A 12239-nucleotide genomic window follows, 5' to 3' on the forward strand; every position below is an offset into this window, starting at 1 on the left:
ACACGTTTTTATTGACGATTTTTATCGTCCTGTTAACTGGCTGTGCTGGCCAAGTATCCCAGGAAACCGTTCAAGGTCATGGTAGCCCAGCGCTTTGGAAAGTCCATAAGACGCGTATTTCTGCGCTGGATGGCTGGCAGATTAACGGCAAGGTAGGTATCCGCACGCAAAATGACTCCGGCAGTGGCACCCTGTTTTGGCTGCAACGTCAGGATTACTTCGATATCCGTCTGTCAGGTCCCTTAGGGCGTGGCGCAGCACGTCTGACAGGACGCTCTGGGGATGTAACGCTCGAAGTAGCCAACCAAGGGCGCTTTCAAGCCGATTCCCCAGAAGCGCTTCTTGAACAACAGCTAGGCTGGCGGCTTCCGGTATCACATTTGCTCTGGTGGGTACGCGGCCTGCCTGCTCCGGAAAGCCGCAGCCAGCTAACCCTAGATGCCAACAGTCATCTGTCGCAGCTGGTACAGGACGGCTGGACCGTTGAGTACACGCGCTATGCCGAACAAAACGGTTATCCCTTACCTGAGAGAATCAAGTTACACGGGCAGGATCTCGACGTCACCATCGTTATAAAGGACTGGCAGCCTCGCCAGCTAGGCAAATGAGCATTGAACGTCTAACGCTGCCAGCCCCAGCCAAACTCAATCTTTTTTTGCACATATTGGGCCGTCGCGACGACGGCTATCATGAACTGCAAACTGTCTTCCAGTTTGTAGATCATGCCGACGAGCTGCATTTCCTGCCACGGGCCGACGGGCAGATACGTCTTCACACCGCCCTTCTCGGCGTCGACCATGACCAAAACTTGATTGTTCGAGCGGCACGCCTGCTACAAAAAGTGACTGGCTGCTCACAAGGGGCCGATATCTGGCTGGATAAACGGCTTCCCATGGGTGGCGGTATTGGGGGCGGCAGCTCTAATGCAGCAACAACATTGCTTGGTCTTAATCATCTTTGGTCGCTTGGTGCCAATCTAGATGAGCTGGCAGAGCTTGGCCTTACTCTAGGTGCAGACGTTCCCGTGTTTGTTCGCGGCAAGGCCGCATGGGCAGAAGGAATTGGTGAACAACTGACCCCTGTAGAGCTTGAAGAGCCTTGGTTTCTCGTTGCAATTCCGCAAGTGTCTGTAAGTACTGCAAAAATTTTTAACGATCCCCTGTTGACACGGAACACGCCTCCCAGTAAAGTTCGCCCCGTCCTCGAGTGGGGCGGTCGAAACGACTGCCAGAGCGTGGTAGAAAAGCGTTATCCTGAAATTCATAACGCTTTGATCTTGCTAAACAAATTTGTTTCAGCTAGATTAACCGGCACTGGAAGTTGCATATTTGGGAGCTTCCCAAATGAGACCGAAGCTGTTAAAGTTGCGGACCAACTTCCAGCTACCCTGCCAAGCTTTATAGCGAAGGGAAGCAACATTTCGATGTTGCATCGCAAGTTGGAAAGTTTGTTCTGAGACACGGATACGGGTGTATCCGAAACGCCACAGGGGCGTCGCCAAGCGGTAAGGCAGCAGGTTTTGATCCTGCCATGCGTTGGTTCGAATCCAGCCGCCCCTGCCATTTTCTTTTCATCAGGTCCACCCTCAGCCGGCAGGTACTGCAGCGTGTCCAAGATGATGGTCTTTACGGGGAACGCAAACCCCGATCTGGCACGGCGCATTGTGCGTCAGCTGCACATTCCTCTAGGTGATGTTTCCGTCGGTAAGTTCTCCGATGGCGAAATCAGTGTCGAAATCAACGAAAACGTTCGTGGTAAGGATGTCTTCCTGATTCAACCGACCTGTGCACCTACTAATGATAACCTGATGGAACTGGTTGTGATGGCCGATGCCTTCCGCCGTTCTTCAGCAACTCGTATTACCGCAGTTATCCCCTACTTCGGCTATGCACGTCAGGATCGTCGCCCACGTTCCGCACGCGTTGCAATTAGCGCCAAAGTTGTGGCCGATATGCTAACGGTGGTTGGCGTCAACCGCGTTCTAACGGTTGACTTACATGCCGACCAGATCCAAGGCTTCTTTGATATCCCCGTCGATAACATTTACGGTTCTCCTGCCCTGGTTGACGATATAGAAGATCAGCGCTTCGAGAATCTGATGATCGTATCGCCGGATATTGGTGGTGTCGTTCGCGCTCGCGCCGTGGCGAAGAGTCTAGGTGTTGACCTTGCAATCATTGACAAGCGTCGCCCCAAGGCGAATCAGTCTGAAGTGATGCACATCATTGGTGATATTGAAGGCCGCACTTGTGTACTAGTCGATGATATGGTCGATACAGCTGGTACGCTCTGCCACGCTGCCAAAGCGTTGAAAGAGCACGGTGCAACCAAGGTTCTAGCGTATTGCACTCACCCAGTACTGTCTGGTCGAGCGATCGAAAACATCGATAACTCCGTACTTGATGAGCTGGTAGTAACGAATACCATTCCGCTGTCTGCAGCTGCACAGTCTTGCACTCGCATCCGTCAACTGGACATCGCTCCAGTGGTTGCAGAGGCCGTGCGCCGGATTAGCAATGAGGAATCCATCAGCGCCATGTTCCGTTAAGAACAGGCGTTTGATGCAACGGCCCCGCTCTATGCGGGGCTTTTTAATCAATGGCCTGATCGCGCTGGTCGCAAGTGCTTCCAGGCAATTGTTATTTTTGGAGACTATATATGGTCGATTTTACCCTGAATGCCCAACTGCGTTCCGACCTGGGGAAAGGTGCGAGCCGCCGCCTGCGTCGTAATGCTGAACAAGTACCTGCCGTAATCTACGGCGGCGAAAAAGCACCTGCCTCCATTACACTGGAAGGCAAAGACCTGGCCAAGCTGCTGACTAACGAAGCTGCCTTCAGCCATGTTATCAACCTAAACGTTGATGGCCAGAGCGAAAGCGTTCTGATCAAGGCTCTGCAGCGTCACCCAGCCAAGGGTTACGTCGTACACGCAGACTTCCTGCGCGTCGTGGCTGATCACAAGCTGACCGCTATCGTTCCGCTGCACTTCATCAACCAGGATGTGGCTGTTGGCGTCAAGCAAGGCGGCGGCGAAATCCAGCACAACGTGAACGAAGTGGAAGTATCCTGCCTACCTAAGGATCTGCCTGAGTTCATTGAAGTCGACATGTCCAAGGTTGAGCTGAACCAGATCGTTCATATGAGCGATCTGACTCTGCCTGCTGGCGTTGAACTGGTATCGCTGGCTCATGGCAGCGACCTGCCTGTTGCAAGCATTCACTTGTCGCGCGTTCAGGCACCAGCCGAAGGCGAAGGCTCTGCTGAGTAAGGCATTGGCTTGAGAGAGGGGCTCCCGTCGTGACCGCCGTACAACTGATCGTTGGCTTGGGCAATCCAGGCAGTGAATACGAACAGACCCGGCATAACGCGGGAGCCCTTTTTGTTGAGCGCCTTGCAGCGCGCCATAACGTTAATTTAGTAGCGGATCGTAAGTACTTTGGTCTGACAGGGCGCTTTAGCCACGCAAGCCAAGACGTTCGTCTTCTTATTCCTACGACCTACATGAACCGTAGCGGTCAAGCCGTAGCGGCATTGGCAGGTTTCTTTCGCATTCCCGTAGAGTCTATCTTGGTTGCTCATGACGAACTCGACATGCCGCCAGGTGTTGCCAAACTTAAAAAAGGTGGCGGGCACGGTGGACATAATGGGTTGCGCGATATTATTGCCCAACTAGGCAATCAAAACGGTTTTTATCGCCTGCGGCTTGGCATTGGCCATCCGGGGCATAGCAGTCTAGTGTCCGGTTATGTACTAGGCCGTGCGCCACGCGCCGAACAGGAACTGCTGGATACCAGTATCGATTTTGCCCTCGGCGTGCTGCCGGATATTCTGGCCGGGGATTGGACCCGCGCCATGCAGCGTCTGCATAGCCAGAAGGCCTAACTCACTCGCGAGGGATATTTCATGGGATTTAATTGTGGCATCGTCGGCCTGCCCAATGTTGGCAAGTCCACCCTGTTTAACGCCCTCACCAAATCCGGTATCGCGGCGGAAAACTTTCCCTTCTGCACTATCGAGCCAAATAGCGGCGTAGTGCCCATGCCCGACAGTCGTCTTAACGCCCTGGCTGAAATCGTCAAGCCTGAGCGCGTTATTCCTACGACAATGGAGTTCGTGGATATTGCCGGCCTGGTTGAAGGCGCCTCTAAAGGTGAAGGCCTCGGAAATAAGTTCCTGGCTAACATCCGCGAAACCGACGCCATCGCCCATGTAGTTCGTTGCTTTGAAGACGAAAACGTCATTCACGTTGCTAACTCCGTAAATCCGAAGCGGGATATCGAAGTTATTGATCTTGAGTTGATTTTTGCGGATCTGGAAAGCTGCGAAAAACAACTGCAACGTGTAACCCGCAACGCCAAGGGTGGTGACAAGGAAGCGGTCGCTCAAAAAACGCTACTGGAAAAACTTATCCCTCATTTCGAAGCAGGCAAGCCAGCTCGCAGCCTGATAAAGAATATGGATGATGAACAGAAGCGCATGGTCCGCAGCTTTCACTTGCTGACCAGCAAGCCTGTCATGTACATCGCCAACGTGGCTGAAGATGGATTCGAAAACAATCCGCACCTAGATGTCGTCAAAGCCATCGCTACCGAAGAAGGCGCCATCGTTGTTCCAGTCTGCAACAAGATCGAAGCTGAAATCGCTGAACTAGACGACGGTGAAGAAAAGGATATGTTCCTTGAGTCGTTAGGTCTGGAAGAGCCTGGGCTTAATCGTGTCATTCGAGCAGGCTATGAGCTATTGAATCTGCAGACATACTTTACTGCTGGGGTGAAGGAAGTTCGCGCCTGGACGGTTAAGGTTGGCGCTACCGCTCCGCAAGCGGCAGCGGTGATTCACACAGATTTCGAGAAAGGTTTCATTCGTGCTGAAGTAGTCGCCTACGATGATTTCATCCAATACAAGGGTGAAAACGGCGCCAAGGAAGCTGGCAAGTGGCGATTGGAAGGTAAGGACTATATCGTCAAAGACGGCGATGTTATGCACTTCCGCTTCAACGTCTGACCCTTTGAGCGGGCCTCTTTTAGCGGGTCCGCCTTTTCTTCTTGCGTGCGCCAGACATCATAAGTGAATGCCCGTCATGTCATTGACAGGTATTACCCGAAAGTAGAATCCTTGCTTCTTACCTAGTTAATCAGTGTAGCTGTTGGCTCTAGCCCCATGGAGCCGATAGGGAAAGTCAGCGATTGTGGTAGTCCCGCTCGTTACACCCCGCTTTGCTAAAATCACCATCACGCGAATCACAAGGCCATCCGGTTACCGCAGGATTAGCATTCTGCTTTCTGGATACTGGTAGACATCCGTAAGGCGTTTACCAATACCTCTAAATTTTGCAGCCTGCTTTTGAGATGGAGAGAGAAAGAGTTGGGCAAGATCAACCAGGGCCATAATGAGTGATCTTGCCTTTCTACGCGGCAGTTAATTGCTTGCAGACAAGCCCGCATACAAACGTGTCAGCTCATTCATCTGCTTGAACAACGTATCGGCACTAGACGCCATTGCGGTTGGGATATAGTTACCTGGAGTAGCTAGATCTACTGCCGTGCGGGTGAACTTCCATTGGGCTTCAGCTTTACGCAACGCGTTAGCTATTTCGGGATTAGGGGTCCCTGCCGCATGAAGCTCTGCCATAACGGTATCAAACTCGCCGACGGACTTGGTAAAGGAATCATCCAAACCAGGCGCTTTAATGCCCCAGTTCTTGGCCATATAGAGCATTGCGATACGCTGGCTCAATACGCGATTCCAACCACTGCGGTTCACCAGTCTCGAGGATTCGCCACCATTGTTCTGCTCGACCAGATCAGTTAGCTTCTGGCATTGCTCTAACAACTGATCATTAACAGCTAGCATGCCTACCGCCTGCTCTTTATCAGGCTCAGTCTGCACAAGTTGCTTGTACGCTTGCCAGGTCTTGTCTATTTCAACCAGCTTGTTATGGATAGTAGGGTTAGGCGCGAATTCGACCAGTGCGTTGTGATGATTCTCGAATAAGGCGATCGTGTCCTTAAGCTGCTTGGTTGCAACCTCTACCCGCACCCCAGATCCCATCATCAAATAATCTTTGGCAATACGCTGGCCCAACGTACGTTGAAGACCTGCCATGTTCATGGCTTCTTCGGGCGTAACAACGGCCCAGCAAGACGTACTGGCCAAACAGATACCCAATACAGCTACACGTAAAAAATCCTTTAACACTTATTTCTCCAAGAGAACCATTCACAGGCTAGGCAAGGCGAGCTTTTCTTTAAACACGACAAGGCGCCACGAATACGTGAAGTCCGCGGTTATCAATTTAATTGATGCGGGATCTAGCAGTAGAAGGCCGACTCATCACTCAAAGTGATGCCATAAAGACATCAAGTTGCGGGCCTTCCATTTTAGCGGTTTGAAAAGTCAATAGGACTTTTTTACTAGGACATAATGTCGCTCCTGATTAGAAGCGTGACTGCATTAACTTCTTATCAGGAGCAAGGACATCTCATAAGGGCATAGTCTTTCTCTACAGACTAGCCACTGACTCGCAGAGGCCCATCTACAGGTACATAGTTGACGTTAGTTTCAGCCGTTATCGTCTGGACAGAGTCTTCCTGATAGCCGAACCCTTCTTCCTTGAGATTAATGGAATGGGTACTGTGCTCACGGGCAGTCGTATCGCTCAACTTGGTAAACAGCCGATCATCATCCTGCAGGGTAAAGCGATCGCCTGGGCAGAGCTGGGCAAATGTGATTAGAGTGGCGTTCATGGACGAGCAGTCTCCTTGTGGCCATTAGGTTCTCTTGAATGGAGAGCCCAGAGTCAATCAAGGTTCCGAAGCATGAGGTCTGAAGGATTTGAACAAGTCTCAGACAGATATAAAAAAGGCCCGCAAAGACGCTGCGGGCCAAGACGTGGAAAGATCAGCGTTTGGCTTTGCGCTTGTTGCGGTACTGGTCGATTACAACCGCCACAACAATGATCATGCCTTTGATGATGTCCTGGATGTAGGCGTCGACGCCGAGAAAGGTAAAGCCGCTGGCCATAACGCCCAGGATCAGCGCTCCGATAACCGTACCTGTGATACGCCCTACCCCGCCAGCCAGGCTAGTTCCGCCAATGACGGCCGCAGCGATGGCGTCCAGTTCGTAAGACATACCCATGCCTGCCTGACCCGTCGCGGCACGTGCAGAGGCGACAACTCCGGCTAGACCTGCCAGAAGGCCGGCGATGCTGTAGACAATAATCAGGTGACGCTTGACGTTGATCCCGGAAATACGCGCTGCCTGCATGTTGCCGCCGATAGCGTAGGTGTATTTGCCGTATTTGGTGTAGCGCAAGGCGATATGGAAGATGACCGCAACTACAAGAAAAATGATGACCGGCATCGCGCCGCTACCAATGGCCGTATAGGAATCGGACAGCATGCTGATTGGCTGGCCTTCTGTGTAGTAACGGGCCAGACCGCGGGCTGATACCATCATGCCCAAGGTGGCGATAAAGGGCGGGATACCCGTAATGGCAATGATACTGCCATTGATGACGCCAGCCAGGAGCCCTACCCCCAGTCCCGCCATGATAGGCACCCAAACAGGCATGTCGGTCAGGGCTGGAAAGACGGCTCGGCCGAAATCAGACGTTTGCGCCAGACTCGCCGCCACCATGGCCGATAGTGCTAGAACCGAGCCGGACGACAGGTCGATGCCTGTGGTGATGATGACTTGTGTTACTCCAATGGCAATCAGGCCGATAACCGAGACCTGAAGAATCATGAGCACCAGACGCTGAGAGTTCATCAAAAAGCTCTGGTCACGCATCAGCCAGCCGAATAACTCGAAGATGAGGCCAATACCAAACAGCACCAGGAGGATGCCGAGCTCCGTGGGAATACGCCGCCTGGCTTTAAGAGGCGCTGCGGCTGTTTTGTTTTCGATGACTGTGCTCATTGTTATTTTCCTCGTATGTCCGCCTCGGCTCTGCAAGCGGGCGCAAGCAGGATGAGTTCAGAACGTCCGGATAGAGGGGAGCGCAACTCCCGGCTGATCAGTGAATTGCCGTAATGCCAGAGGCCAACTGCATAACCCTCTCCTGGGTAGCGTCCTCCCGGTCCAGACAGCCAGTCACTTCTCCTTCGTGCATAACCATGACCCGATCGCTCATACCCAATACTTCGGGCAGCTCCGAAGAGATCATGATGACTGCCATGCCCTCGCTGGCCAGATAAGCGATCAGGCGATAAATTTCTGCCTTGGCCCCTACGTCGATACCGCGGGTAGGCTCATCGAGAATAAGCACGCGTGGGTTGGTCATAAGCCAACGGGCCAGGAGCGCCTTTTGCTGGTTACCTCCAGAGAGATTGGCAATGCATTGCTCCAGGGATGGAGTCTTGACGCGCAGTTTCTTACACATTTCCTCGCACAGCTCACGCAGCGGTTTCTGCTGTACAAAGCCGCTGCCGGAGAAGGTAGGCAGTACGGCTACCTCCATGTTTTCCATAACGGACAGGCACGGGAAAATACCGGTGTCCTTGCGGTCCTCGGTCAGCAGCGCTAGGCCTTTCTGGATCGCGAGGCAAGGATCGCTCATGACGATCCGCTCACCATCCAGGTAGATCTCGCCACCGGTAGCCGGCGTGACGCCAAACAGGGTTTCCGCCACATTTGTACGTCCAGAGCCCATCAAGCCGGCAATACCCAGGATTTCCCCGGCATGTAGTTCAAAGGAGACATTCTTGAACACGCCATCAAGGGTTAGGTTATTTACGGAAAGGATGATCTTGTCGGTAGGCGGGGTCCGTTCGGGAAACAACTGGGTCAGCTCGCGACCCACCATCATCGAGATGAGCCCATCGCCGTCCATGCTGTCGGCACGCTGTAGGCCAATGTAGGCACCATCACGAAAGACGGCAACTTCATCGGCGATGTTGAACACTTCATCCATCTTGTGAGTGATGTAGATAATCCCTTTACCCTGGCTTTTGAGGTCGGCAATGATCGAGAAAAGGTGGGCGACCTCTTTTTCGGTAATGGCCGAGGTAGGCTCGTCCATGATCAGAACATCAGAGTCGTAAGAGACAGCCTTGGCGATCTCGACCATTTGCCGCTCGGCAATGCTTAAATGGCCAACCGGCTCTTCAGGGTCCAGAGAGATACGCAGACGCTCCAATAGAGCCTGCGTTTTTCGATGCATCTCACCATGATCGACCATGTGCAGGCCATTCAGGGGCTCTCGGCCCAACCAGATATTTTCCGCGATAGTCATGTGCGGCATCAGGTTGAGCTCTTGATGGATCATGGCGATTCCGGCCTGCAATGCTGCCAGAGGCGTCGCAAAGGAAACCGGTTGGCCACGCAGGCGCAGCTCACCGCTGTCGGGCTGGTAGATGCCTGCGATGATCTTCATCAAGGTGGACTTCCCCGCACCGTTTTCACCCATCAGCGCAAGGACCGTACCAGGGCGAACCCGTAACTGGACGTCGGAAAGTGCCTTTACGCCAGGAAAGCCCTTGCTGACATTGAGGATCTCCAGCAGATACTCACTTTCCGCCTCGTTGGCCGCATATCGGGGGGAAGCCTGATCATAAGTTCGGAGTTTTACAGCAGTGTTTGAGCCGAGCATATTCTTGTTCTCCTCGAAACGTTCTAGAGCGCCACTCCGAAGGCGTGGCGCTAGCGTCTGATCGTCATTTGCTCTGGAATTGCTGATAGTTCTCGGGAGTCACCAACTGAACGGGAACCCAGATATCACCTTGCAGGTTTTCCTTATTGATAAGGCGTACAGCGGCATCCACCGAACCGGCGCCAATACCAACGGTATCGCGAAAGACCGTTACGCTCAGTAAACCGCGCTTGATAGCATCCAACCCATCCGCCGTGCCATCGACACCACCTACCATGACGTCCTGGCTACCCGCCTGGCGTAAGGCCATGGCCGCACCGATGCCCATTTCATCGTTATTGGCCGCCACAGCATCGATGTTTTTGCCAGACAAAAGCCAGTTGCTCATTACGTCCATTCCCTTGTCGCGTTCCCAATTCGCAGACTGCTCCTCCACGACCTTGATGTCGGGATACTTGGCCAGGACATCCTTTACGCCAGCAGTGCGTTTACGCGTGTCGTCATGGGCGAGCCGCCCCAGAATGATGGCGAGGTCGCCCTTTCCGCCCATTTTTTCGGCGAGGTACTCCATTTGCATCTGGCCGATGCGGCGCTCATCGGTACCGACGAATACGACGCCCGCCGGGAAGCTCTCTACCTCCGGGCGGCTATTGAGATAGACGAGAGGAATTCCAGCCAGGGTGGCGCGCTCGGTGATCTTACGAGTGGCAGCAGTATCGGCCGGATTGACAATAATGGCGTCTACGCTCTGGCTGATGAAGTTTTCGACCTGCCCTAACTGACGCACCACGTCGCCGCCGGCATCTTCGAGCTGGAGGGTGGCGCCGCCGGGCACTTCCTTGGCGCGCTCTTGCATAGCCTGAACCAGATAAGCGATGTAGTTATCGTATTGAGCAACCGCAACACCAATCTTCGCTTCGGACCACGCCAGCGGGGATATCAACAGACAGAGCAGCATACTCAGACAACGCATCATGGTGGCTCCTTAAGCCATGTACATCGGCGTCATGCCGACAAAAACAGGAGAAAACCCGACGCAGCCAAAGGCCGGGTCAGGAGAAGTCTGCTAGGGATAAGTTCATGACAAGGACAGGCAAGATGCTGCCAGCATGAATAGCCGCTTGAGGTGCGTGCCAGACGGCTCGGCGAAAAGAAACGGATAGCCGTGATCGATAGATCACCTCTAAACGTCTGAAGAAAAGAAGCGGGTTTCATCGACAGTACCTGTTTGTTTTTGTTTGGTGGGCGTTCCTCCTGCATAAAGCCGCAGGAGGAACGCTACAGTCGTCAACCTTGGACCAGAACTTACTAGAATAAATTTTCCATTTCAACAAGTATTCCGAATTTATTTTTCACAAATAAGCGCAGTCCTTACCAAGAGTGCTCTAGCTGAACACCAATGTTGGCCCCGTGCCGATCAGAGCCGAAGGTACCAGTGCTCGACAGCGCCGAGTCCGGCGCCAACTCGTCGGCAGCTCGCTGTGCAGCACGGTTCCAAACGGCATAGGTTATGTAGAAACGAACTTCGGGATGCGCCTTGCGGAAGGTGGGGCCATTGGGCGACCACGTAGGTGCGATGGTGAGCTTAGTGAGTTTACGCGTACCGTCGTCAGCCTCTACACGGTCATGTCCCAGCTCGGTCGCAAGTTTCCACTGCTCGGAAAGGCCATATACCGTACGCCCACCAATGGAATACCAGTCCTGATTACCGTCGTAACGGCGCTTATCACGTTGGTAAACCATCTGAAACTGCCCACCAAAGCGGCGTGTAGCCTGCCAGTCAAAAAACTCTACTACTCGTAAGCTGACATTTCCCCGATCGTAGTCAGTCGGGCCGGTAGAACCCAAGGCCACCCCAGGCCCCGCACCGTACTGAACGGCAAAGGTATTACCGCCGCCCCACCCCATGAAGTTCTCTTTCTTGTGTTGAGCAGTCACGGCCCAACCGCTGTGAGCGTCGACCCACTTTGGCTCTTCGATGTAGCTGACACCTAACTCCAGCTCGCCCCACGAGCCAGTCTTGAAACCAGCCACGTTGAAATCATGACGATTGATATAACGCTCCTGATCGAAGCTGTCCTTACGGGAGAAGAAATAGCTGTAGCGCAGACCGTCGATTTCTACATCTTCGATACCAGCGCCCGTACCGCTCTGGTTCCAGTAGAAAAAGTCGGAAATGTCGATCGCATTACGTTTGTAGTACCGGCGTCCAGCCCACAGCGAGCCGCCATTCAGCGCGGCGATGTCATGCCAGTAGGCATATCCCTGGACCAGCCTTGTCTGCCCATACTCGCCGGTGAAACGTGGCGTGTGATCGTATTCGTTATAGAGCTGAGCCATGCCATAGAGACCGACACGGGAGCCGTCGCCCAGCTTCATGAAATCGTGATAGGCCCCCAACTCGGCCAATTGCTCGCATTCGTTGCCCAACCGGTATTTGGACGAAGCGCCGGGCAGCTTGAAACAGCTCTGTGATTCAGATCCAGTGGAAATACCCGCACCGCTACGGATATAGCCTTCGTATTCCAGGGCCTCGGCCGCAGCGGGAGCCAAACAGGAAGCGGCAAAAGCCAGTGCACAGTTACGCATACTGTTCATTTCAAACTCCGTTTATTTTTATTCTTGGATTTTCAGTTTTTTCA

12 protein-coding genes and 1 tRNA gene are annotated in these 12239 nt (G+C 53.3%); 7 read left to right on the top strand and 6 right to left on the bottom strand.

Translation table 11 applies throughout. The annotated features are described in order from the left end of the window. Positions 1 to 11: 11 nt before the first annotated feature. From lolB to ychF, 7 genes are all read left to right on the top strand, one after another. The gene (gene lolB, locus IQ22_RS08900) at positions 12 to 608 is read left to right on the top strand and encodes a lipoprotein insertase outer membrane protein LolB (RefSeq protein WP_145141180.1); all 597 of its coding nucleotides are present in this window, start codon (positions 12 to 14) and stop codon (positions 606 to 608) included. Continuing rightward, positions 605 to 1456: a 4-(cytidine 5'-diphospho)-2-C-methyl-D-erythritol kinase gene (ispE, locus tag IQ22_RS08905; RefSeq protein ID WP_145140840.1), complete on the top strand. Its 852-nt coding sequence runs from the start codon at positions 605 to 607 to the stop codon at positions 1454 to 1456. The genes lolB and ispE overlap by 4 nt, the downstream gene beginning before the upstream one ends. A 31-nt stretch (positions 1457 to 1487) precedes the next feature. Then, a tRNA-Gln gene (locus IQ22_RS08910) sits at positions 1488 to 1562 on the top strand. Between the two features lie 44 nt (positions 1563 to 1606). Next, positions 1607 to 2548, top strand: coding sequence for a ribose-phosphate pyrophosphokinase (locus tag IQ22_RS08915; protein ID WP_145140842.1), 942 nt, complete (start codon positions 1607 to 1609; stop codon positions 2546 to 2548). A gap of 110 nt (positions 2549 to 2658) precedes the next feature. Beyond that, positions 2659 to 3270, top strand: coding sequence for a 50S ribosomal protein L25/general stress protein Ctc (locus IQ22_RS08920; RefSeq protein ID WP_145140844.1), 612 nt, complete (start codon positions 2659 to 2661; stop codon positions 3268 to 3270). A gap of 29 nt (positions 3271 to 3299) precedes the next feature. After that, positions 3300 to 3884: an aminoacyl-tRNA hydrolase gene (gene pth / locus IQ22_RS08925; RefSeq protein WP_145140846.1), complete on the top strand. Its 585-nt coding sequence runs from the start codon at positions 3300 to 3302 to the stop codon at positions 3882 to 3884. A gap of 21 nt (positions 3885 to 3905) precedes the next feature. Then, positions 3906 to 5006: a redox-regulated ATPase YchF gene (ychF, locus tag IQ22_RS08930; protein ID WP_145140848.1), complete on the top strand. Its 1101-nt coding sequence runs from the start codon at positions 3906 to 3908 to the stop codon at positions 5004 to 5006. Positions 5007 to 5420: 414 nt separating this feature from the next. Here ychF and IQ22_RS08935 read toward each other — a convergent pair whose 3' ends face one another. The 6 genes from IQ22_RS08935 to IQ22_RS08960 form a co-directional block, all read right to left on the bottom strand. Then, positions 5421 to 6200: a type IV pili methyl-accepting chemotaxis transducer N-terminal domain-containing protein gene (locus tag IQ22_RS08935; protein WP_145140850.1), complete on the bottom strand. Its 780-nt coding sequence runs from the start codon at positions 6198 to 6200 to the stop codon at positions 5421 to 5423. A 311-nt stretch (positions 6201 to 6511) separates the two neighbouring features. Next, positions 6512 to 6748, bottom strand: a complete 237-nt coding sequence (locus IQ22_RS08940; RefSeq protein WP_145140852.1) for a hypothetical protein — start codon at positions 6746 to 6748, stop codon at positions 6512 to 6514. Between the two features lie 154 nt (positions 6749 to 6902). Further along, positions 6903 to 7925 (bottom strand): ABC transporter permease, encoded by a 1023-nt coding sequence (locus tag IQ22_RS08945; protein ID WP_145140854.1) that lies wholly within the window; start codon positions 7923 to 7925, stop codon positions 6903 to 6905. A gap of 97 nt (positions 7926 to 8022) precedes the next feature. Beyond that, positions 8023 to 9597 carry a sugar ABC transporter ATP-binding protein gene (locus IQ22_RS08950; RefSeq protein ID WP_145140856.1) on the bottom strand — a complete coding sequence of 525 codons (1575 nt, stop codon included), beginning with the start codon at positions 9595 to 9597 and terminating at the stop codon, positions 8023 to 8025. Between the two features lie 64 nt (positions 9598 to 9661). Further along, complete coding sequence (locus IQ22_RS08955; RefSeq protein WP_145140858.1) at positions 9662 to 10573, bottom strand: sugar ABC transporter substrate-binding protein; 912 nt, start codon at positions 10571 to 10573, stop codon at positions 9662 to 9664. A gap of 395 nt (positions 10574 to 10968) precedes the next feature. Next, positions 10969 to 12195, bottom strand: coding sequence for a maltoporin (locus tag IQ22_RS08960; RefSeq protein ID WP_145140860.1), 1227 nt, complete (start codon positions 12193 to 12195; stop codon positions 10969 to 10971). Positions 12196 to 12239: the final 44 nt, after the last annotated feature.

Origin of the sequence: Pseudomonas duriflava, assembly GCF_007830155.1 — a bacterium.
In the GTDB taxonomy this organism is placed as follows: Bacteria; Pseudomonadota; Gammaproteobacteria; order Pseudomonadales; family Pseudomonadaceae; genus Chryseomonas; species Chryseomonas duriflava.